Source organism: Fervidobacterium changbaicum (genome assembly GCF_004117075.1).
GTDB lineage: Bacteria > Thermotogota > Thermotogae > Thermotogales > Fervidobacteriaceae > Fervidobacterium > Fervidobacterium islandicum.
On sequence record NZ_CP026721.1, the window covers coordinates 114,969 to 139,138 of the forward strand.

19 protein-coding genes are annotated in these 24,170 nt (G+C 40.7%); 10 read left to right on the top strand and 9 right to left on the bottom strand.

From position 1 onward, the window contains the following. Positions 1–5 precede the first annotated feature (5 nt). The 9 genes from CBS1_RS00525 (at position 6) to CBS1_RS00565 (ending at position 14,630) form a co-directional block, all read left to right on the top strand. Entirely contained in the window at positions 6–2,039 is a 2,034-nt protein-coding gene (locus tag CBS1_RS00525; RefSeq protein WP_241685532.1) for a YIP1 family protein, read from the top strand. Then, positions 2,026–4,377: a DUF5696 domain-containing protein gene (locus CBS1_RS00530; protein WP_241685533.1), complete on the top strand. Its 2,352-nt coding sequence runs from the start codon at positions 2,026–2,028 to the stop codon at positions 4,375–4,377. Before CBS1_RS00525 ends, CBS1_RS00530 begins: the two co-directional genes overlap by 14 nt. Then, a complete protein-coding gene (locus CBS1_RS00535) occupies positions 4,374–5,225 on the top strand; it encodes a carbohydrate ABC transporter permease (protein WP_033191225.1) in 852 nt (283 codons plus the stop codon). Before CBS1_RS00530 ends, CBS1_RS00535 begins: the two co-directional genes overlap by 4 nt. Next, complete coding sequence (locus CBS1_RS00540; RefSeq protein ID WP_176759513.1) at positions 5,222–6,142, top strand: carbohydrate ABC transporter permease; 921 nt, start codon at positions 5,222–5,224, stop codon at positions 6,140–6,142. Before CBS1_RS00535 ends, CBS1_RS00540 begins: the two co-directional genes overlap by 4 nt. A 28-nt stretch (positions 6,143–6,170) precedes the next feature. Next, positions 6,171–8,324 carry a beta-glucosidase family protein gene (locus CBS1_RS00545; RefSeq protein WP_128998084.1) on the top strand — a complete coding sequence of 718 codons (2,154 nt, stop codon included), beginning with the start codon at positions 6,171–6,173 and terminating at the stop codon, positions 8,322–8,324. A 34-nt stretch (positions 8,325–8,358) separates the two neighbouring features. Beyond that, a complete protein-coding gene (locus CBS1_RS00550; protein ID WP_090222243.1) occupies positions 8,359–11,580 on the top strand; it encodes a cellobiose phosphorylase in 3,222 nt (1,073 codons plus the stop codon). A gap of 24 nt (positions 11,581–11,604) precedes the next feature. Then, positions 11,605–12,483, top strand: coding sequence for a glycoside hydrolase family 16 protein (locus CBS1_RS00555; RefSeq protein WP_236938480.1), 879 nt, complete (start codon positions 11,605–11,607; stop codon positions 12,481–12,483). 33 nt (positions 12,484–12,516) lie between these two features. Next, complete coding sequence (locus tag CBS1_RS00560) at positions 12,517–13,524, top strand: LacI family DNA-binding transcriptional regulator (RefSeq protein ID WP_090222244.1); 1,008 nt, start codon at positions 12,517–12,519, stop codon at positions 13,522–13,524. Positions 13,525–14,009: 485 nt separating this feature from the next. Continuing rightward, on the top strand, positions 14,010–14,630 hold the full coding sequence (locus tag CBS1_RS00565) for a carbohydrate binding domain-containing protein (protein WP_090222246.1): 621 nt from the start codon (positions 14,010–14,012) through the stop codon (positions 14,628–14,630). Between the two features lie 92 nt (positions 14,631–14,722). Here CBS1_RS00565 and CBS1_RS00570 read toward each other — a convergent pair whose 3' ends face one another. Genes CBS1_RS00570 through CBS1_RS00600 form a run of 7 tightly spaced genes read right to left on the bottom strand, consistent with a single transcriptional unit; the run spans position 14,723 to position 20,138 of the window. After that, positions 14,723–15,001: a hypothetical protein gene (locus tag CBS1_RS00570; RefSeq protein ID WP_033191229.1), complete on the bottom strand. Its 279-nt coding sequence runs from the start codon at positions 14,999–15,001 to the stop codon at positions 14,723–14,725. 52 nt (positions 15,002–15,053) lie between these two features. Then, the gene (gene gltA / locus CBS1_RS00575) at positions 15,054–16,484 is read right to left on the bottom strand and encodes an NADPH-dependent glutamate synthase (protein WP_090222247.1); all 1,431 of its coding nucleotides are present in this window, start codon (positions 16,482–16,484) and stop codon (positions 15,054–15,056) included. After that, positions 16,475–17,347, bottom strand: a complete 873-nt coding sequence (locus tag CBS1_RS00580; RefSeq protein ID WP_090222249.1) for a sulfide/dihydroorotate dehydrogenase-like FAD/NAD-binding protein — start codon at positions 17,345–17,347, stop codon at positions 16,475–16,477. The genes gltA and CBS1_RS00580 overlap by 10 nt, the downstream gene beginning before the upstream one ends. Positions 17,348–17,378: 31 nt before the next feature. Next, positions 17,379–18,221 (bottom strand): methyl-accepting chemotaxis protein, encoded by an 843-nt coding sequence (locus CBS1_RS00585; protein WP_090222250.1) that lies wholly within the window; start codon positions 18,219–18,221, stop codon positions 17,379–17,381. 4 nt (positions 18,222–18,225) lie between these two features. After that, positions 18,226–19,005: an oxygen-binding di-iron domain-containing protein gene (locus CBS1_RS00590; protein ID WP_090222252.1), complete on the bottom strand. Its 780-nt coding sequence runs from the start codon at positions 19,003–19,005 to the stop codon at positions 18,226–18,228. Between the two features lie 51 nt (positions 19,006–19,056). Beyond that, complete coding sequence (locus CBS1_RS00595) at positions 19,057–19,578, bottom strand: chromate transporter (protein WP_090222254.1); 522 nt, start codon at positions 19,576–19,578, stop codon at positions 19,057–19,059. Then, entirely contained in the window at positions 19,575–20,138 is a 564-nt protein-coding gene (locus tag CBS1_RS00600; protein WP_241685588.1) for a chromate transporter, read from the bottom strand. The genes CBS1_RS00595 and CBS1_RS00600 overlap by 4 nt, the downstream gene beginning before the upstream one ends. Positions 20,139–20,241: 103 nt before the next feature. Between CBS1_RS00600 and CBS1_RS00605 the strand changes: the two genes are divergently transcribed. Beyond that, entirely contained in the window at positions 20,242–21,105 is an 864-nt protein-coding gene (locus CBS1_RS00605; RefSeq protein WP_090222257.1) for a DMT family transporter, read from the top strand. 4 nt (positions 21,106–21,109) lie between these two features. Here the strand turns inward: CBS1_RS00605 and polA are convergent, their stop codons facing one another. Both polA and CBS1_RS00615 read right to left on the bottom strand, forming a co-directional pair. Further along, positions 21,110–23,803, bottom strand: a complete 2,694-nt coding sequence (gene polA / locus CBS1_RS00610; protein ID WP_090222259.1) for a DNA polymerase I — start codon at positions 23,801–23,803, stop codon at positions 21,110–21,112. Continuing rightward, positions 23,781–24,164, bottom strand: coding sequence for a carboxymuconolactone decarboxylase family protein (locus tag CBS1_RS00615; RefSeq protein ID WP_033191237.1), 384 nt, complete (start codon positions 24,162–24,164; stop codon positions 23,781–23,783). The genes polA and CBS1_RS00615 overlap by 23 nt, the downstream gene beginning before the upstream one ends. Positions 24,165–24,170 lie beyond the last annotated feature (6 nt).

A 24,170-nucleotide genomic window follows, 5' to 3' on the forward strand; every position in this document is an offset into this window, starting at 1 on the left:
ATATCGTGGAAAGGGAAATTAAATTCAAAATGGAATCTTTGATGAGACTTATCATAGTTTTACACGTGCTGCTGATCTTAAGCAACGGTTTACTAGCCGTGAACAGTCCGTTTCTTACGTACACGATATCTGGAAAGAACGAATGGAAAATAACGCAGGATGCGTACGTGGTTAGTGAAGTCCTTTTCAAGGACTTAGACTTGTATTATCCAGATGATATCTTCATCTGGGAGAACAAAATGTACATTGCCGATTCGGGTAATGCAAGAATTGTCGTTTTCGATATGATAACCCGCGAGGCTACTTATGTTGGTGATATGTCCTTGTTCCAGCCGACGGGAGTATTTGTCGATGATGATTACATTTACGTGGCTGATCCTGGCACTTCAGAGATTGTTATATTTGACAAATCTGGGAATGAAGTTAAAAGGATAGGCAGACCTACGAATCCGCTATTCGGTGAAACCGCGAACTTTAAACCGAAGAAGCTTGTTGTCGATAAACGAGGTAATTTTTACATAGTTAGCGAAGGTACGTTTGAAGGCATTATTCAACTCGACCAAAATGGTGAGTTCCTCGGATATTTTGGAGCAAATACCGTCGGGATAACGTTCTTGGATAAGTTCATCGATATATTCTACACAAAGGAGCAGAAAGAAAAGTTCCTCAATAGAATTCCAAAACCCTATACTAACATTACGATAGATTCCAAAGGTCTTATTTACACAGTAACTCAAAAGGAACGTGGAAATGCCATAAAAAAGCACAATACAATAGGTCTAAATATACTTCCCGCATCCAAGGAAAGGAGAATGATAGACGAGCCGAACTTCATAGATATCGCTGTGGATAACAACGGAAGGATGTTTGCGTTAACAGAAACTGGCCTTATATACGAATACGACTCAGAAGGTAATCTGCTGGTTTCGTTCGGTGGACGTGCGATCGCAACGGAAAGAAATGGTTTATTCACCGTTGCATCCGCTATCACTGTTGATGCTGATGGAAAAGTTTACGTCCTCGATAGGGAACGAGGTCTTGTCCATGTGTTTAACCCTACTCAGTACATTCAGACTTTACACAAAGCGCTTGAACTCTACTCTCAAGGGAAGTATCTGGAAAGTAAAGGGCTTTGGAAAGAATTAATGATTTACGACGGGTACTCGAAAATTGCGCATTACGGTCTTGGGAAAGCGTACTTCCAGGAAGGAAATTACAGAGCCGCGGCAGATGAATTCAAAAAGGCCTACGCGAAAAGAGACTATTCTGATGCATACTGGGAGATTAGAAACGAGTTCTTGCAAAAGAACGCAGGAATTATATTGCTTGGTTTCATACTCTTTATAGCACTTCTTGTAGCACTTGATGAGTTATCCAAACGTGGTCTGATAAAGAAGAGACTAAAAATTAGTTCGAAGTTTTTGAACGACATTATCTACATCAAAAATATATTAAGACATCCACTCGATACATTCTACTACATTCAAAGAAGAAAACATGGTTCAGTGCTGTCAGCTACCATTATCTATGTAATTTTCTTCCTAGTGATACAATTTGACTACTTCGGTAGAAGTTTTATCTTCAACTTAAACGTTCACGACCGTTCTGTTGGATTTGTTCTGCTTGCAAGTGCTGCTCCAACAATGTTGTGGGTTTTCGCAAATTATTTGGTAAGTTCCATTAACGACGGTCGTGGAACTTTAAGAGATATTTATATATTTACGGCGTATAGCTTTGCACCTTACATCCTCTTCCAACCGTTTGTTATACTGCTTACTTACATTCTCACTTATAATGAAGCGTTCATTGTATCCTTTGTATCAATGATTCTGATAACCTGGTCGGCGGTTCTACTTTTCACGGGTGTTAAAGAAATTCATGACTACGGTGTTCTGGATACGATAAAGAGCATATTGCTCACTTTGGTTTGGATATTCGTGATAATACTTGTTTATTCCATAGTCTACATGCTTTGGGACCAGCTCGCGCAAACCATTTACGCAATTGTTCAGGAGGTGCTCTACCGTGCAAGAAAATAAGTCCAACTTAAAAACCACCGCAATTTTGTCATTATTTTTTGCTATCACCACGTTTGTTTTATCTTTCAGTTCTGCATTCGCTCAAAGCATCCAGACGATTGGAAATGATTATCTGTCAAACAGATTTACAAGGCCTGAAACAATAGCTTTTGTTAAATCACCTTTCACACTGGATGGATATACCAAAATAGCTGAGAGTTCCGACCTAGAACTTTGGTTCAATCTGGAGACCACATCGTTACGAGTTGTAGATAAAAGATCAGGATACATATGGGGGGATGTCTCAGAAGAAACTGATGCATACAAAGAAATGAACGCTACTTACCAATCCATAGCTAGGTCTCTTGTACTACTGGAATATTTCGATGAACGTGGCATATCGAACGTCGTTGGCTCTGCTGATGAGGAAGTTAAGAAATCTTGGAAAAAAATCCAAAACGGTATCATCTATTCACTGTTCTTTGAACCACTCGAGATTAGATTCGATGTTCGGATAACCGTTAAAGACGATACGATAAAATTCGAACTGCCGCAAAATACTATAAAAGAAGGAAGCAAATTCACAATGGCATCTGTTGTATTCGCTCCTTTTCTGGGAAGTACAATATCCGATGAAATAAACGGGTACGCTTTTGTGCCAGATGGACCTGGTGCACTTATAAGGTTTTCGAAACCGGCTCACTATTTGAACTGGTTTGAAAAGAGAGTATACGGAAAAGATTATGCCATAGAAAATCTGGTTACCGTTAACGACTTGAGAGCAAACAGACCAAACGACTTTTTAAGGGAAGAGCCCACTGCCCTAATACCGGTATTTGGAATTGTTCATGGAGTAGACCAAAACGCGTTTTTGGGAATAATCACCTCTGGACAAGAATACAGTGCGATAATCTCATATCCGAGCGGCCTTCTCAGCAACTACAACTGGACTTCAGCAAAATTCATATACAGGCAGAAATACCTTCAACCGACAACAAGAAGTGGAGCTGGTATACAGGTCGCTCAAAAGTACAGAAACATTTTCGATGCGGCACTTGAAATTTCTTTCCTCACAGGTAAGTTGGCAAACTACGTAGGAATGGCGAAGTATTACAGGGATAAGTTTGCAGACCAGCTCTTCGGTAAGGCACACAAGTACAACAACCAAACCAACGCTACGTCGAAATCAGATGTGCCACTGTATTTGAGCGTGATTGTTTCAGACATAGAAAAGATGTTGATAGGACAACGCGTCATAGCAATTTCGTCCGTTGAGCAAATCAAACAGATTCTCAAGGAATTGACAAGCAAAGGAATCAACAGAATCGTTCTTTTGATAGAAGGTTGGCAAGATGGAGGACTGCACGGAAACAAGGTCGGGAAATTTGGATTGGAGAAGAAGACCGGCGATTTTCTTGACCTTTTGAAGTACGTCGTCGAGTTCAACACGATGAACAAATCAAATGGGAAGAGTGTAGAACTATATTTCGTTGACAACGTGACAAAGGTAACTGAAAAACAACTGAATTTGAGAAAAGAAGTTGGACTGAACCTGTCGCAATCGATAATCACCGAAGAGAGGGATAACAAAGACCTCTGGCTTTACAAAAGTTACTATGTCAGAATTGATCTTGCATCTGAATACCTTTCAATGCGCGTCTCAAAGCTTTTAAAACTTGGATTTAAGAACTTCGCGGTCAGGGAGTACGCGAATAAGCTCTACGGGAACTTGAAGATGAACGCTGAGATACATCGTTTCAAAGCCAAGAAATTGGTTGAAAAAACTCTAAGCGATATTTCTTCAATAACAGATAACCTGATTCTATTCGAGCCAAACGATTACACTTGGAAGTACGCAGATACAATAGGCTCCGTACCAATGAATTCAAGTCAATACCTTTTTGAAACGGATACAGTTCCGTTCCTCCAGATAGTCTTGAGCGGCCGAATAAACTACTTTACTCCGTATATGAATAACGGATTCTTTTCAAAAATGGACGTCCTGAAATCGATAGATTATGGTGCATATCCTTCGTTCTTGATAACATGGCTCGATAACGCATCATTGAAAGACACACCACTGTGGGACTATCCTTCGACTCGCTACGAAGATTGGAAAGAGAAGATAGCCGAGATTTACAAAACCATAAATAGTGTTCTCAAATATGTGAAAGGTTCAAAGATAGTTGACCGCATCGTGTTGAAACCAGGTGTTGTGAAAGTTGTTTACGACAATGGATGTGAAATATACGTTAACTACACAAAGGAAATCTACAAAGATGGTTCAGTAACCGTTCCTGCTGAGTCACCCAAGGTTGTGAAGTCTATAAATTCTGCAAATGGAGTTGGTTCCAAATGAAAAGAACTACAAGAAAAGCATTATCAGGTTACATGTACGTACTTCCATGGATAATAGGCTTTGGTGTCTTCACAGCATTCCCGTTCTTTTACTCACTGTACCTGAGCTTTTTCAACGTAAATTTTACAGTTCACGGAATCGAAGCCACATTTGTAGGTTGGAAGTATTACATTTACGCTTTCCGAACAGATCCTGCATTTCCTCTGAACTTTTGGAACACGTTACTCAACATTGTATTATCCACGCCCTTGATAATTATCTTCTCGCTGATAGTTGCAATACTACTCAACAGAAAACTCACAGCAAGAACGTTCTTCAGGCTGCTCTACTTCTTACCGGTTGTTATCGTAAGTGGACCCGTTGTGGCTGAATTGGTTGCAAATAACGCTGCAAGTATCGTTGACCCGAGAAGATACTTCATTTATCGGTTCTTCCAGATGATACCAAACACGATAAGTTATCCGTTTCTGTATATGTTCAACAACCTGGTTTTGATTCTCTGGTTCTCTGGTGTACAAATCATCTTCTTCCTCGCAGGTTTGCAGAAGATAAGTAGTAGCATATACGAAGCGGCACAAATCGACGGTGCAAATGACTGGATCATGTTCTGGAAAATCACATTGCCACTCATCAAGCCATTTGTCTTGGTAAACACCATTTACACTATCGTTGATCTAGCATCTTTTGCAAATAACCCTGTGAACACAAGTATCACACAACACATGTTCGACATAGATAAACCGTATTCCTACTCAGCTGCTTTATCTTGGATATACTTCACCGCAATCATGGTGATACTCGGTATCGCGTATCTACTCTTCCGTGAAAGGAGGAAAAACAGAATATGAAGAACAAAGAACGAAGATTTCGCATTTCGTATTACAAGACATTCAAAGAACCCGCTACAAAGACAATTATCTACGTTGTCTTGATAGGTATCGGATATGCTTACCTTTATCCTCTGCTTTACATGATAACCTCATCTTTCATGAGCGTCGAGGACTTAGTGAATCCAACGGTTGTCTGGGTACCGAGTAAGCTCACGTTGGATAATTTCATACGAGCTTGGAAAGTTCTGGAGATGCCAAAATCGTTGTGGAACAGCGTTTATACATCTGTCATACCTGCGCTTGCGCAAAGTTTAATAACTGCACTTATCGCGTACGGACTTTCACGTTTCGAATTTCCACTAAAGAGATTTTGGATAGTTTTAATGCTCGCAACATTTTTGATTCCAACACAGGTTACTCTCGTCACCAAATATGTTCTGTTCAGCACGTTGAGACTAACCGATACAATTTACGCAACATTCTTACCTGCAATTCTTGGCCAAGGCATTAGAAGTGCGATATTCATACTACTCTATCTAAATTTCTTCAACATGCTACCCAAGGCTTTTGACGAAGCGGCGGAAATAGATGGTGCTAACACTTTTCAAGTTTTTTACAAAATCATGATTCCCCTTTCTTTGCCAGCAATTGTGACAACATTTATCTTCTCTTTGGTGTGGTACTGGAACGAAACACTACTATCAGGCCTTTTGCTTGGCAACAAAATTAAGACCCTTCCATTGGAACTCAGAGATTTCGTTGCTAGATATGCTGTCATGTTCCCGACAGCTGACGGTAGTGCAGCAAACAGAATTAACGAAGGCATAAGAATGGCAGCAACTATGATTACGATTCTACCACTCTTGATAACTTATCTGTTCTTGCAAAGACAGTTCGTGGAAAGTTTGGAGAGAACAGGTATCACTGGTGAATAATATATATCAACAAATGCTAAGAAGGGAGATGGCTAAAGTGGAATTCGATATCGAAAAGCTGATTTCTGAAATGACTGTTGAAGAGAAGATCAACTTTGTCGTGGGAGCTGGTATTCTCTGGTTGCCAAACAACCCTGCACCAAAGGTCAAAGGTGAAGCAGGCGAAACTCGTGAGATAAAAAGGCTTGGCATTCCAAAAGCAGTACTTGCCGATGGACCTGCAGGACTTAGAATCGATCCAGAACGTGAAAACGATGAGAATAAATACCATGCTACAGCATTTCCGATAGAGACCATGCTCGCTTCCACTTGGAACAGACAAATTCTAAGAAAAATCGGAGAAGCAATGGGAGAAGAAGTAAGAGAATACGGTGTCGATGTATTGCTTGCACCTGCCATAAACATCCACAGAAATCCACTGTGTGGCAGGAACTTCGAATACTACTCTGAGGATCCATTACTAACAGGTGAAATGGCTGCGAGCTTCGTCGAAGGTGTTCAATCCCAAGGCGTTGGTGCTTGTTTGAAACATTTTGTTGCCAACGAACAGGAAACCAATCGTATGAGTGTTGATACGATAGTTTCAGAACGAGCTTTGCGTGAGATTTATCTAAAACCGTTCGAGATAGCCATCAAGAAAGCAAAACCTTGGACTGTGATGAGCTCGTACAACAAGCTGAATGGTAAGTATACATCGCAAAACAAGTGGTTATTGAAAGACGTGCTTCGTGATGAATGGGGATTTGAAGGATTTGTGATGACGGATTGGTTTGCTGGTGATAATGCGGCAGAACAGATAAAATCATGGAACGATTTATTGATGCCGGGGAACACATATCAGATATTCAAGAACAGAAGGCCGGAGATAGAGGAGATAAAGGGAGCGTACGAACGAGGGGAAATAACGGAAGAGATGTTAAATGAAAGAGTGAGGACGATATTGAAGGTGCTTGTCAAAACGCCATCGTTCAGAGGTTATAAGTACAGCAACAAGCCGAACTTAGAAGAACATGCTCGTGTAGCGTACGAAGCAGGTTGCGAAGGTGTTGTGCTACTGAAAAACAACGGGGCGTTACCCATAAAACCAGAAACAAGAGTTGCAATTTTTGGCACAGGTCAGATAGAGACGATAAAAGGAGGAACTGGTAGTGGAGATACGCACCCAAGATATGTGGTCAACCTTCTTGACGGATTGATCGAAAAAGGTATCAAAATCGATGAAGAACTATCGGAAGTTTACAAACAGAAGATATCCGAACTAAGAGCTTCTGACTATAAGATTACGAAGAACGAATGGGGAGACAACATAATTCCACGACTACCTCAGGACCTGTTAGCTGAAGAGGAAATCAAAAGATACGCAACGGTAAATGACATAGGTGTTTTTGTTATAACCAGAATCTCCGGAGAAGGAGTAGATAGGAAACTTGTAAAAGGCGATTTCTACTTGGCAGACGATGAGATTCACATGTTATCGAAGCTTTCAAAGGCATTTAGAGAGCAAGGAAAGAAACTGGTTGTTGTACTTAACGTAGGCGCACCTATAGAGATTGAAAGTTGGAAGGATATGTGTGATGCGATTTTATTGATATGGCAGCCAGGTCAAGAAGCAGGAAGAATCTTTGCAGATGTGATAAGTGGGAAGGTTAATCCTTCCGGCAAGCTACCAACAACGTTCCCGAAACGATACGAAGACGTTCCGTCAAGATCGTTCCCAGGAGAACCGAAAGACAACACTGAAGTTGTCGTCTACGATGAAGATATCTACGTGGGCTACAGGTATTACGATACATTCAGAGTAGAACCTGCTTTTGAGTTTGGATTTGGGTTATCGTACACGACATTTGAATATTCGAACTTGAAAATATACAGAGACGGTGGAGATATCGTTGTGAGGTTTGAGGTGACCAACACTGGTGAGGTTGCTGGGAAAGAAGTTGCACAGGTGTACGTGAGAGCGCCGAGAGGGAAGATAGACAAACCATACCAAGAGCTCAAAGGTTTTGACAAGACGAAGTTGCTTGGGCCAGGTGAAAAGCAAAAGATAGAAATCAGAATTCCGGTCTCAAGTCTTGCAAGCTTCGATGGTCGGTGCTGGGTAATTGAGAAAGGTGAATATGAAATCAGAGTAGGTGCTTCATCAAGGGATATCAGATTAAAGCAAACCTACATTCTGGACTAAATGTTTCTGAATTCTTAAAACGGGAGGTCTCAAGATGGTCAGATACTATTTCGATGAAAACAAAAGGTTCGTTATAGAAGAGTACAATAATTCTAAACCGTTTTCAAGCTTTTTACCAGGAATAGCGGGTAAGAAAGGCATCCCATTGTGGGTATTTTACGTGAATAGAGCACAAGCGATAGCTTCGTTCGGTATAGCTCACAAAGATAATCCGATTATGGAATTTCATCCGGCCTTCAGGTCTTACCAAGTCGTTTTCACTCATGGATTCAGGACATTTGTCAAAGACTTGTCCAAGAATACATTCTTTGAGCCTTTTGGAAAGGTGTCTAATGAAAAGGTAGTTCAGAGAATGTACATCACAAGAAACGAAGTGGAGCTAGAAGAGATAAATGAAGCTCATGGCCTAAAAACGAATGTGCTTTATTTCATGTTGCCACAAGAAAATTTGGGTGCATTGATTAGAATCGTTAAGTTCCAAAATATATCAAACGAAGTCAAAAAGTTTGAGATCCTCGACGGACTGCCGGCTCTTCTTCCGTACGGAACCAATGACTACGGACTAAAGCATGTTGGTAATACACTAAAAGCATGGATGGAAGTCTACAACCTGGAAAATAAAATACCTGTATTCAAACTGAGATCAACAGCCGAGGACGTAGCAGCTGTTTCCGAGTTTAAGGAAGGTAATTTCTATGTCTCTTTCAAAATCCAGTCGCAAGCCAAAGAACTTTTGATGCCTTTGGTAGACCCAGATATTGTCTTTGGAATGAATACATCGTACATTACACCAGATGTCTTTCTTGACCAAAATTTAAGCGAAATCAAAAAAATGAAGCAAATCACATCAAACAAGGTTCCATGCGCATTTTCACCTGTTGAGGCTATATTGCAACCTGGTGAAGAACTACATCTTTACACAGTTACTGGACATACCCCAGATATGAACTTACTCAAAGAATACGCAGAGAGGTTTTCGAGCCAAGAATACCTTGAAAGAAAAAGAAGAGAAGGCTCGCAAATAATCGAAGAAATTGTCTCCGATGTGTGGACAAAAACATCGTCTGACCTGTTCGATGAATACACAAAGCAAACATACTTGGATAATGTTCTAAGAGGGGGATATCCAGTAGTTTTACGTGAAGGTAGCGACAGTCTGGTCTACCACGTATATTCAAGAAAGCACGGTGATTTAGAAAGAGACTACAACTACTTCGTTTTGCTACCTGAGTACTATTCTTCAGGAAACGCAAACTACAGAGACGTTAACCAGAACAGAAGAGAGGATGTTGTGTTCCATCCAGAAATTGGAAACTACAACATCAGATTCTTCGTCAATCTAATCCAAGCTGACGGTTACAATCCTTTGGTGATTAACGGTGTGAGGTACTCTCTCAACCCAGACTGCGAAGTAGAAGAATTCTTAAAAAGTGAATTAGAAAATCACAAAGACGTTGAAAAACTTCTCAATTTCCTGAAAGCTGGAAATTTGACTCCTGGTAAGTTGCTGAGGTTTATTGAGAAGGAAAATATAAGGCTAAAAAAAGAATTTGAAGAATTCCTGAGAAGCTTAGCACACTATTTGGTCGAGGAAACAGATGCTGTCCATGGCGAGGGTTTTTGGACAGACCACTGGACGTATAATTTGGACCTCATTGAAAGTTACTTGTCCATCTATCCAGAAACTAAAGAAAAACTGCTCTTCGAAGATAAGTCCTACACTTACTATGACAATGCGGAATGTGTTTTACCGAGATCTAAACGTTACGTCTTCGTTGATGGAAAGGTAAGGCAGTACAATTCGCTATATTTAGACGAGGACAAGAAGAAGCTCATTGAATCAAGAGGTAAGTTCAAAAACATAGTTAGAACGAACAAAGGGAAAGGTGAGATATACAGAACGACACTGATATCGAAACTTGTAAACTTAGCGGCGATAAAGTTCGCAACAACAGACCCGGCTGGTGTTGGTATAGAGATGGAGGCTGGAAAGCCAGGATGGTACGATGCACTTAACGGGCTACCTGGTCTGTTCGGTTCATCCGTAGCCGAGAGTTTTGAGCTCTTAAGACTGATGAATTTTATTGTTGATGCACTGAGGGAATATAAGCATCAAATGGTAAGCTTGCCAATAGAAGTTATGAACCTTATAGAAAAAACGCACGAAATAGTTCAGTGGTATGAAAACTCAGATGAGGAAGATAAAGACTTCAAGTACTGGGAGAAAATGTCTGACCTAAGAGAATCGTACCGTGAGGATGTAAAATTTGGCTTCGGCGGTGCTGAAATTCAAATAGAAGCAGAAATACTTTCAGACATTTTTGATAAATTCCGTATGAAGCTCAAGGCTGCGCTTGATAAAGTTATTTCTGAAAACAATGGTCTGATGCCAACGTACTACTATTACGAGGCAGTAGAGTACGAAATCATCAACGAGGAAGGTAATCAGAAATTCGTTAATGTGCGCAAATTTAAACAGAGATCAATGCCTCTGTTCTTGGAAGGAATGGTTCGCGGCTTCAAAGCTTACGCAACTGATAGGGAATTGCTGAAAGAAATTTACAGAAAGGTAAAACTGTCCGAGTTGTACGACAGGAAGCTGAAAATGTACAAAGTAAATGCTCCATTAACAAACGAAACAATAGAGATAGGTCGTGCAAAGGCATTTACTCCCGGATGGCTTGAAAATGAGTCGATCTGGTTACATATGGAATACAAATACATGCTCGAGCTTATAAAGAACGGACTTTACGAGGAATTCTACGAGGACTTCAAAAATGTAATCGTAGCCTTCATGAACCCAGAGGTTTACGGGCGAAATCCTCTCGAAAACTCTTCGTTCATAGCAAGTAGTGCAAATCCCGATGAGAAAATTCATGGCACAGGTTTTGTCGCAAGGCTAAGTGGCGCAAGTGCGGAATTCTTGAGTATGTGGAAAATAATGTTAGCAGGACAAAAACCGTTCAAGTTCATCGATGGCAAGCTCTTTTTGGGCTTCGAACCCATACTGCCTGGTTGGTTGTTCGACGAAGAGGGAAAGGTATCGTTTAATTTCCTTGGAAAAGTTAAGGTAACGTACGTGAATCCGAAAAAGCTTGACACATTTAAGGTTGATATCACAAAACAAAAAGTAAAGCTGAAAACGAAAAATGGTGAAATAGTTGAAATAGACGGTCATCTTGTCCCCGAACCGTATGCAAAACTTGTCAGGGATGGTAAAATTGAGAGTGTAGAAGTGAGTTTCTTGTACGAATAAAAGGAAAAGAGAAGGTGATGTATTGTGACGATTGCAAAATCTAAGGTTTTTAAGTACGTGGCAGTTTTGGTAGGATTCATTTTCTTTGGGATACTAACCACGAGCTGTGTAGCAGCTTTAAAGGAGTACGAAGCTATGATAAAAAACACAAGGTGGAAGTTGGTTTGGTCAGATGAGTTTGATGGGAAAGTGATCGATACGAGCAAATGGAAATACGATATAGGAAACAACAACGGTTGGGGAAACAATGAGTGGCAATACTATACAGAAGGGAAAAACGCATGGATAGAAAATGGAATGCTTGTTATTGAAGCAAGAAAAGAAACTGTTAAAGAAGGAAACAAGACTTTCAATTACACGTCTACACGCATGAAGACGGAAGGGAAGTTTTCGGTCCAGTATGGTAAAATCGAAGCAAGGATAAAGTTCCCTTACGGCAAAGGTCTTTGGCCAGCATTTTGGATGCTTGGAAGCAATTTTAGATACGTTGGTTGGCCAACATGTGGTGAAATCGACATAGTTGAATTTTTAGGACACGATAAATGGACAGTATATGGGACTTTGCATGGACCTGGTTACTTTGGTTCGAGCGGTATAAGCGGAAGTATGAGATTGGAACCTCCTACACCGGACTTTACAAAGGATTTTCACATCTTCGGAATAATGTGGGATGAAGAAAAGATAGTCTGGTACGTTGATAACAGAGTATACCATGTAGTTACTAAGTCAGCGATAGAGTCCAGAGGAAAACCCTGGGTCTTCGACAACGAATTTTTCATAATACTGAACCTCGCAGTCGGGGGAAATTGGCCCGGATACCCCACGAACGAGACACCTTTCCCCGCTAGGATGTACGTAGACTATGTCAGGGTTTACCAGATGGAGAGCGACGAAGATGAATGATTTATTTACAACGTCTTATCCGAGGTGATTTAAATGGCAAACATCAGAGACGTTGCGCGAATGGCGAATGTCTCGATAGCCACTGTGTCAAGGGTTATCAACGGTAGTGAAAAAGTTTCTGAAGAGACAAGGAAGAAAGTCCTAAACGCTATGAAGAAGCTAAACTACAAACCCATGATGTCATTCAAAACAACCTACAGAGAGCTCTTCAAAACCATAGGCATTTTGATTCCCGATATACGCGGATACCATTACAGCGATATTGTTATGGCCATAGAGGAATACGCGTATACAAAAGGATTTGATATAATGTTAGCACTTCCTAAAGGCGAACCTGATGCGGAACAGCACGTTTTGGACCAATACTTCAGAAGGAAAGTTGATGGGGTCATACTTGGAGAGCTTTACGGAGGTAGCAAACTCATACAACGCTTTGAGAAAAGTGGAATACCGATGGTCGTTGTAGATTTCGCAGTAGATGAGATTAACTTCGATACAGTTAACGTCGATAACGTTGGAGGCGGATACATGGCTATGAAGTATCTCTACGAACACGGACACAGAAAAATACTGTTCATACCCGGTCCGGAAAACTCGCCTGCTGCAATCGATAGAGAAAGAGGGATAAGAAAGTTCATTGACAAAGTAGGAAGAGACAATATAGAAATTTACTATGGAGTCCATAGGGGCTACAACTCTGAACACGGATGGGTGAGTGTAATTCGTCATCTTCAAGAACATGGTCTCAATTTTACAGCAATATTCGCAGTCAACGATTGGGCAGCGATAGGTGCTATTGATGCGCTGAAGGATCATGGAATAAAAGTGCCTGACGAAGTCTCGGTAATAGGTTTTGACGACGCGCCATTTGCAAATTACACCAACCCGAGACTTACAACTGTAATGCAACCGAGGTGGGAAATGGGAACAACCGCAGCTCAGCTTTTGATAGAGCGTATAACGGATAAACGAACAAGACTTCCTAGAAACATCATACTCCCAACAAAGATAGTTGAAAGAGAATCAGTGAGACAAATTTGAGAAAAAAATGCGGAGCGAAATGCTCCGCATTATTTTTCCAACGTAGGAAACTTATCGCAGCATGGGAATTGTTCCTAAATATTACCGCGGATTTCTAATTTAATTTGTTCATCAAACGCTCATTAAATCCACTTGAAGGGGATATGCTTTCTGGTGAGTTTTTTGTTATGCAGACTTTCTTGAGTTTGCGAGACGAAATAAAAAAATTAAGAAGTTAATCGTGTTTAGTTCAGATTGTTACGAAATTTCGCCGTGATAAAGTGCTTTGCAAGAGTAAGCGCAAACGATATAATAAAGAACGAATGCTTTTTAGTCTTTAATAAACGCAGATAGTGTTTTGATAGTGTGTTAGAAAAGATGAAAACGGAGTTGTGGGGAGGTATTAGGGGTATGAAAGATCTTCTTTTTGAAGGTGTATGTTATGTAGCAACTGTCTTATTGTTTTCGAAATCTTTTGACAAAGCTGAAAGAAAGGTGGTATTCGTATGCGCAAGTTGATGAAGAGGTTAGGACTCTTTCTTGTTGTTTTGTTACTGTTTGCTTACAAAACGGAAGTTGTAGCTGATGTCTCTGAGCAATTTGAATTAAGTGGTACAGCAACGAGCTTGCTCAACAACTGGAACTTCCGCTCAAATATCAGAAACGACCAAGTAAACGCTCCTTTTGAATGGTGGTTGTGGGAAGCAGCAAAATATGGTGTTAGCGATGGTAATGTTGCAGCATACGGTGTAAAGGATGGGTATGCCTTCATCAAAATCGCAGCTCCAGGGTCTGATACATGGCACATCCAGTTTAATCAGTGGGTAAAACTTAAGCAAGAGAAGTACTATCTGATTTCTTTTAGAGCAAAAGCTGACCAACCAAGAACGATCAACGTCAAGATTTTGACGAACCACGATCCTTGGGTGAATTACCTTGCTCAAACAGTTGAACTCACAAAGGAATGGAATACATATACATTCTACTACAAACATCCGGATAAAGCAGATGAGACCGTCAACTTCTGTTTTGAACTTGGAAAAGGACCAGCGACTACAGTTTATATAGCTGATGTTATTCTCTTACCAGTTAATGAATCAGAAGTTCAAGAATCTAAAGAAGAATGATTAAGAAAGCTGCAGAATACGGTTTTGAAAACAATTAATGGCTAGGCAACTCATAAGCAGTTAAGTAATAATGCGGAGCGACGCGCTCCGCATTATTTTTTAGGTCTATCAAACTTAATAGCGTTGATAGTAACTTTATAGTGCTTCCCATCAACAATAACATCGTAGGTTATACTGAACTTGTTTGATTGGATACTCTGCAAATACTCATCGCTTATTTGTTGCCAGAACATGTTTTCAGCAATCAACTGAGCGCGTTCTTGTCTGATAGCTTCTTGTAAAGTTTCTCTTTGTGCAGGAATGGTGACAGCGATAATCGTTAAAAAAAGCATGAGTACAATCATCGCAAAAATGAGCTCTGTGTAGAGCACAGTACCCCCCCTATCCCCCGGCTATTGAACGAATGCAACTGAACCAAAATGATTAATACACCAAGAACTTAACGATTCCTTCTGCAGCTTTTTTACCTGCACCCATGGCCAAGATAACTGTTGCTGAGCCGGTTACAATGTCACCTCCAGCAAAAACCTTTGGTATGCTTGTCTGACCGTATTCGTTCGTCACAATATAGCCGTACTTGTTTGTTTTTAAATCGGGGAATTGGTTAAGCAAGAATCTATTGGACTCTGTCCCTATCGCTTCAATTACGACATCCGCTTCGATAACAAAGTTGCTATTTGCTACTGGAACTGGCCTTCTTCTTCCGCTCTCGTCAGGATCTCCAAGTTCCATTCTTATGCATTCCACGCCGACTAATTTTCCTGTTTCGTTGCCAATGTACCTAACAGGATTGGTCAAGAATAGAAATTCAATACCTTCTTCCTTAGCATGATGAATTTCGGCCCGTCTTGCCGGCATTTCCGCTTCCGTTCTTCGATATACTACTGTAACTTGTGCTCCAAGCCTCAAAGCACTTCTTGCCGCATCCATCGCTGTATTACCACCACCGACAACAACAACCCTTTTACCTACCTTTATGGGGGTATCGTATTCTGGGAATTTATAGGCCTTCATTAAATTCACACGGGTAAGAAACTCGTTCGCAGAATAGACACCATTTAGCTCGCTTCCGGGGATTCCCATAAATTTCGGAGTTCCTGCACCAACTCCAATAAAAACAGCATCGTACTTTTCAAGCAATTCCTTCGGATGAATTGCGTAACCAACGGGAATATTCTTTATTAACTCTACACCAAGTGTTTCAAGCTGCAGCACCTCGCGTCTGACTATCTCTTTTGGGAGCCTGAATTCGGGGATACCGTAAACAAGCACTCCACCAAACTCGTGCAGCGCTTCATAAACGTGAACTTGAACACCGAGTTTTCCAAGCTCCGAAGCAGCAGTCAGACCAGCAGGCCCAGAACCAACCACCGCAACTTTTTTAGACCTTAAATCAGTTAATTTTCTCGGAGCATTGCCGAGTTCCTTAGAGATACCTTCCGAGAACGATAATCTCCCAACTTCGTCTTCGAATCCTTCTTGGCTTGCGAAGTCAGCTACGAATCTTTCAAGCGCACCTATATTTATCGGCTTTCCGATCTTGTTTAAGACGCATGCACCTTCGCATTGAACTTCCTGCGGACATACGCGACCGCATATAGCCGGCAGGTAGTTATAACTCTTGAGTATCTCGTAGGATTTTTTTAAATTGCCCTTGATTATCTCCTTTATAAATCCAGGGATATCTATACCGACTGGGCATCCCGAAACACAAGTGGGAACTTTACATTGCAAACACCTCTGCGCTTCCTGATGAGCCAATTCAAACGTATATCCCTGTGAAACTTCAAGAAAATTCCCCTTTCTTACAGACGGTTCAAGTTCAGGCACTGGAACTCTATCTTTTACAGCCATGATATATCACCTACTTCTTCCAAAAATCTCTCCAGTGCCTTCTGTTCTTCTTCCTTGTACTGTTGCAACCTTCTTATAAAACTCTCCCAATCCACGTATCTCCCATCAAATTCTGGCCCATCGACACAAACGTATTTAATTTCTTCCTTTGTAACACCATTTTCTTCTTTTCTTATCAACACCCTGCACCCACCGCACATACCTGTTCCATCAACCATTATGGCATTCAGAGAGACCCAGATTGGTATGCCATACTGTGCAGCGATCATGCTCGTAGCCTTCATCATCGGAGCAGGTCCAACTGACCAAATCACATTTGGATTTTCCAAGTTAAATTCTTCCATCATCCCGTCTACAACCGTTCCTTTTATACCTTCGCTTCCATCGTCTGTGCAAATCACAAGCTTGTCCGCAAAAGAGAACTCATCTTGCAAAATCAATTCTGTAGATGTTTTGGCACCGAGTATCACGCGTACTTTGTTCCCAGCATTCTTAAGCGCCTTCGCAATCGGTAGTATAGCGGCTATCCCTACTCCACCACCAATGATCAAAACATCTCCATAACAATCTATCTCACTAGGTTTACCGAGAGGTCCCACAATATCGTAGAGTTGCTCACCTGCATTCTTCATACAAAGTTCTATAGTGGATTTTCCTACAGCCTTCACGACTATTCGAAACGCGTTTTCCTGCGTATCAGCTATTGTTATCGGAATTCGTTCACCTTTCTCTGAGGTTCTAATTATCACGAATTGGCCAGGTTTCGCATTTTCTGCAACAAGTGCGTTATCTATCCAGAACTCGTACGTAGCCTTTGCAAGTCGTTGTTTTGACAGTATAGTATTTTTTGGAATTTTGCTCATTAAAAACACTCCTTGAAGAACGTTTTTTGGTTTACAGTCTCAAATCTTTCAGCTTTGTCTGCGCCTTTACAATTGAGGATATCGCCCTTGACAACGTTTCAAACTTCTCCGCAGCTTGGTCCATCACATCAACAGCAGAGTTGAAGTTACTATTTTCACTTTCAAGTTCCGACTTTGTGTCTAAGAGAAGTTCGGCCACATGCGAAAGTAGCGCCGAATTTTGCCCCATGAACTCCAAAAGCTGCTGCAAAGACCTTTGAACAGTTTGAAATATTTCACCTACGAGCTTTATGCTATTTAATGCATCTGCCACTGAATCAGAGAGTTCTTTAACTAAGTCGTTAATATCCTTGGCAACTCGGTTGGATTCACCTGCAAGTTTCTGGACTTCAGAGGCGACAACAGCGAAACCTCTTCCAAGTTCACCGGCTCTTGCAGCTTCTATAGATGCATTTAGTGCCAAAAGGTTGGTCTGCTTGGCTATTTTTGTAATTTCAGAAACCATGTTTTCGACTTTTGAAAACATCTCAAGTGTTTGAGTTGTGCTGTTCACTGAACTTAAAACGATATCGTTTATCTTCGATATATCGGCTCCTGATTTCTTCAGTTCTTCTGTTATATTCTTATTCATGTTTTGGGAATCCTCAATTGCTTTAACTATTTCTTGGGATTCCATGGCAAACTGTTCAGCCAACTTATTTAAACGACTCTGCATATCACGAAACACGTTTTCCAAGTCGCGTAAGTTTTCTTGAACATTCCTGACTCGCGAAATCAAGGCTTCATCAAGTTGCTCCATGAACGAAGTCATAAGATTTTCTGCAAAGAACGCAGAAGACATCTTTTCCATTGTTTCCTTGCTTATTTTTGGCATAGTATCACCTACCGTATATCTCATCGATTATATCGATTCCGCACTTCAAGTTCTTGAACCAGTCAAATAGCTTCTTAACATTTTCACCTTTGAATATAGCTCCATGCTGAGGAGCTACTATGTCGATGTCTTTCCTCTCAACTATGCTCAGCCATTTTTTCAAAGCAACGCTTGATGTTATGTACCTTTTATGAAACCCTTCCATAAGTTTAACATGCTCATTGAAGTTCTCGACGAAAACGTACCTTTGTCCTTTAGGAAAAACAGCAACACCGAGGTCGCCGGAGAATAAAATCTTCGCTCTTGGGTCATAAAGCGTGAAATTGCCAGTTGAATGAAGGTAATGTGTTGGTATGAACTCAAGCTCAGTTCCTGAAGATAGTCTCAACTTGTCGCCTTTGTCAGGGAGTGCAACGACCCTTCTTTGATCGTATACCCCAAAGTGAGGAAGAAACCTCGTCCAGAGAGCTGATATGTATATTTTTGCATTTTCTGCGATCGAAAGCCAAAGCGTTATACCTGATGTGACATCTGGATCTTGGTGTGTGAAGAAGATGTACTTGATTTTGCTAGGTTCGATTATTTCGGAAACATTTGCGAGTACCCTCGGAAAAACGTGAGCTCCACCTGGATCAAGCAACATCGCTTCGTTCCCATCGATTATTAGATACTGGTTTGTTTGAACAATACCTTCTTCTTCTTGTTCCTCCCACGCAAGAAAAATGAACTTGTGCTGGCCGTCGTCGTACAGTGTTATGTTTTCAATACCTTCCCTCGGTGCCATGCGTTTCACCCCCTCAAACTTTGCACAAACCTGTATTTATTTTAGCATAAACTATCTAAAAACAATGTAACCTAAGATACCAGATAAGAGTAGTAGCGTTACGGCATCGATTTTTGTCTTAAGCAAGACAGCAATTGCAACAACGTTTATAATAATTGCTAACGGACTTCCAAGAGAAGTTCTGAGAAAACTAAATGCTGCTGAAGCTATCATTGCAAGAACCACAGGCTTTAACTTAGAGATCACCGTCTGAACGACTTTATTTTCAGAGTGTCTTCGATAGAAAAAGTAAAGGAAAAGTGATGACAGGACGGGAACTAGTATAACAGAGAATGTTGCAATAAGTGAACCAAATATTCCCCCGACTTTGTAACCAACAAACGTTGCAGCGTTGATTCCTATCGGCCCAGGGGTTGATTGTGATATAGCAACTATTTCATTGAACTGCTCAAGTGTTAACCATTTGTTAATATCTACAACGTAGTGGATTATTGCTTTAAGTATACTGTATCCTCCACCAAAGCTTATTGCACCGATTTGAATGAAAGCAAGGAATAATTTCAAATATATCAAGTCCTGTCACTCCTTTTCGGACCTTTCACAAAGGATCGAATAACTCCGTATACGATTCCCAGTAAAATGACATAGACAGGGTTGAATTTTAAGATAGTAACTATTAGAAACGCAGCTGAAAATACAACGAGATCTTCTATGTTTCTAACACTGTTTTTCCATAATTTCAATACACTAACTACGATAATAGCTAATAAAGGAATCTTCATGCCATTAAGGAATGGTCTTACCAGATCATAAAACTTGCCGAGAAGAATGGCTATAGTGAGGATTATAACAGTGGGAAAGAATATCGCACCGGTAACTGCCGCAAGTACTCCTGGAACCTTTCGAAGTTTATAACCGACAAGCGTAGAAGTGTTGACCGCAATCGGACCTGGCATAGACTGTGCGATAACCAAAAGAGAATCAAACTCTTCCGGTTGCAAAAATTTGTTCTTAATTACAAATTCTTCTCGAATAATAGGAACCATTGCATAACCACCACCGATGGTTACACCACCTATTTTTGCCGTAATTGTAAAAATCTTCCATAAAGGTATCTTGTGAACATTCTCCATTTTGTTCAAAAAGCACCTCCAAAGCTGCTACGATTTTCAAAAAACATGTGCTAAAATGATTATAGCACAACAAGAAGGAAAATGAAATAAAGGAGTGGTAACTATGGATGCACTTATAGTTCCACAAATGGCAGGTCTGTTATGGATGAGTTTACGTATCATTCTGCTCGGTTACGAACGTATCGCTGGGAACAGGATTTCTAAAGGTTCCCCAACGTTCGTGGCCGCATGGGGATTCTTTTTCTTCTCTTTTCTTTCGTTCTTTCCATTCTTCAACACGATTACTTGGAAAATCCTCCTGAATTCTCTTGTGAGTGGTACAATCTACTCAATTTCCTTTTCACTGTACACATATGCATTAGGCAACGAAGATGCTTCAGTTATTGCGCCTTTGTATAACTTGAACGCTATATTCTTAGTAATATTGGCAGCGATGTTTTTAGGTGAACACTTCAGCGTAAAGAGACTGTTAGGTGCTTTATTGATGATTTACGGCGTAAGTTTTTTGAAAAAGGGAGAGAATGTTGTTATCTCCTACAAAAACATCATTAAAAGCAAAGGAGCGGTGGCGATGATAGTAGCGTCACTGCTCATGGCAATAGGAAGGATTATCGATAGGAAGTTCACAATCAATCTCTCGCCTATTGGATACTCGGTGGGAATATATCTTGTGATAAGTGCTTACATATTGATTTACGGAGTTGCAACTGGTAGTCGAATTCCGGATTATATTAGCTTAGTTAAACAGAAGTGGATCTATCTTATTTTGGGAGGTATCTGCAACGCGTATTCTTACGTTGCTCTCTTGAAAGCTTTCAATTACTTCGGTGTTAGCGTAGCAGAACCACTTTCTATGCTCTCTGTCTTTGTTACCATGTTCTTCGCTAAGATTTTCCTCAAAGAAGTTATAGGAATCAGACTGCTGGCAGCTATTTTGCTATTTTCGGGAAGTATTTTGATATATTAATGGTTTATAGCATGTACTTTTCTACGTAAACATCTACCATCAACGGAACTCTAAGTTTTACAGCATTCTCCATCTCTGTCTTAACGATATCTTTCATCATTTCCAGCTCGTCATCTGGTACTTCAAAGACTAACTCATCGTGCACTTGGAGTATCATCATACTCTTCAAGTTTGCTTTTTTCAGTCTCTCATGTATCCGTATCATAGCTATCTTCATTATATCCGCCGCAGTTCCTTGTATAGGTGTGTTTATGGCAATTCTCTCACCTTCAGCCCGGATGTTTGGATCTTTGGCGTTTATCTGTGGTACCTCTCGTCTTCGTCCAAACATCGTTTTGACATACCCGTTCTTCCTTGCAAATTCCTTCATCGTTGCTATATAGCTTTGAACACCTTTGTAGGTGTTGAAGTACGCATCTATGATTCTTCTTGTTTCCTTCACATCTAATCCTATTCTTCTTGACAACCCGTAAGGTGAAACACCGTAAACTATCGCAAAATTGACCATCTTCCCAATTCTTCTCATGCTTTCATTGACGAATTCGTCACTCACACCAAATATCTTTTTCGCCGTCTCTAAGTGTATATCTCTGTTGTCACTAAAAGCTTTTATAAGTTCTTCATCTTCACTCATGTGTGCAAGCACGCGGAGTTCAATCTGCGAATAATCTGCCCCAAGTATCCACCAATTTTCCTTCTGCGGTTTAACGGCCATCCTTATTTCTCTTCCTTCATCTGTCCTGCCTGGTAGATTTTGTAGGTTTGGATCTGAACTACTCAATCTACCTGTTGCAGTTCCGGTCTGGTTAAACGATGCGTGAACACGCCCTGTATACTTGTTAACCATTGTTGGTATTGCATCCACGTACGTGCTCTTCAACTTCTGAATCTTACGGTACTCTAAGAGAAGCCGTGCTATCTCGAAGTCAGGTGCTAAGTTCTCTAAAACCTCGACGTCTGTAGAATAAGCTCCCGTGTTTGTTGATTTCATTACCGGTAGCTTTAGTTTTTCAAAAAGTATGTACCCAACTTGTTTTGGAGAGTTCAAATTGAAAGGTTCACCTGCTATTTCGTATATGCGCTGCGACAGTGAAGAGAGTTTTCTCTCCATCTCTACAGACAGTGCCGAAAGGTACTGCGTATCAAAGAATACACCGTTGAGTTCCATTTGAGCTAAGACCGAAACAAGTGGCAATTCGATTTTTTCATATAGTTCTACCATTTCATTGGAATAAATTACGGGATAAAGTTTATTGTGAATTCGCAGAGACATGTCCGCATCCTCACAGGAGTACCTTGCTGCGCGTTCGACGGGAACGTACGAAAAGTCTCCTGCAAAAAGTGGCAGAGCCCCCTGCATAACTTCTTCGTAACTCATCATTTTATATCCTAGGAATTTCAAAGCCATTTCGTCCAAGTTGAAACGCTTCTCGTTTGGATTCAGCAAATAAGCTTCTATCATAGTATCAAAAGTCGGATATTCAGGTTCGATACCCAGCCTTCTCAAAAATTTGATATCGAATTTCAGATTGTGCCCGCCAAATTTTGTTGTGCTTACGGTGTCCTTCAGAAATTTCTTAACCGTATCAATGGAAGCATTAGGACCATCTAAGTGAGCTACAGGTATGTAGTACGCTCGACCTTCGTCAACAGCGATAGAAACACCAACGATTTTTCCAGAGAACGGATCAAGAGAGCTGGTTTCCAAATCAATTGCTATTTTCTTTGCCCTTTCAATTTCTTCAAGAAGTCTTTTAAATTCGCTCTCTTTTGATATTACTCTGTACTCCATTGTCTTTTCAAGCGAGGAGCTGAGCTGCAATTCTTTGATTATGCTAGCAAATTCAAACTTTTTTAAAACCTCTAACAGTTCTGCTGGTTTGAAACCTTGATACTTTAGTTCCTTCAAATCGATAGGTATATCGATTTCGCAGTTCAATTCGACGAGCTTCTTGCTTAATTCGTAATCTTCCAAATAGGACAGTAGCTTTTCCCTAACTTTTTCTGGTATTCTACTCTGATTTCTCAAAGCATTTTCCACACTTCCAAAATCCTGCAGTAGTTTTACTGCGGTCTTTTCACCAATACCTGGCACACCAGGGATATTGTCGGAAGCATCTCCAACCAATGCAAGGTAATCAATTATCTGGTGTGGATAAACGCCGTATCGTTCGAAGACATCTCTTACGGTGTATTTCCTAATATCCGTTACACCTTTTTCTATACGCCACACCGATATATTTTCATTGACAAGCTGTAACAAGTCTTTATCACTCGTTACAACGTTTATTTCGCTTATTCCAAGAGTGTCTTTTTCCTTTTCAAATCGTTTGGAGAGCGTGGCAATTACATCATCAGCTTCGTAGCCGGGAATTCTTAAAAGCTTGATCCCAAACCCATCTACCAATTCACCAACAATGCCAATTTGCTTAAGTAATGGTTCTGGCGTTTCGGGGCGATGAGCTTTGTATTTTTCATAAAGTTCTTTTCTATATGTGCTACCGCCTTTCACGTCAACAACAAAGGCGCAGTAGTCTTCGCCTACCTTTATGTGCTCTTTTATGAACTTCAAAAGCATTCGTGCTAAACCATACAAGGCACCGGTTGGAATGCCGGTTGTTGTTGATAGGGATTGATCTATTGCGTAGAATGCCCTGTAAAGCAATCCCGTTCCGTCAAATAGAAACGCTTTCGCCATTTAACTGGAGCCTCCGTATTTCTAGCAATGTGTTGACCGCCCTTCTCAAGTGCGGTATAACTATGGAACCTCCAACGATGAGCGCTATGTCAAATGTTTCAAAGAATTCCTCGTCTGTTACTCCCAACTCAGCACATCGAATCATGTGATACGTAATACAATCATCGCACCTTAGAACCATAGAAGCAACCAGCCCCATCAGTTCTTTATATTTCGGTTCAATTGCACCTTCTCGGTAGACTGCACCATCGAGATTCCAAAATCGCTTGGTGTTTATCGTTCCACGGTCGAGGATTTCTTTATTCATGCGTTCCCTGAATTTCTTAAACTCTTCCAGTGTGTTGAATGTACCTTCTGACATCCCAAT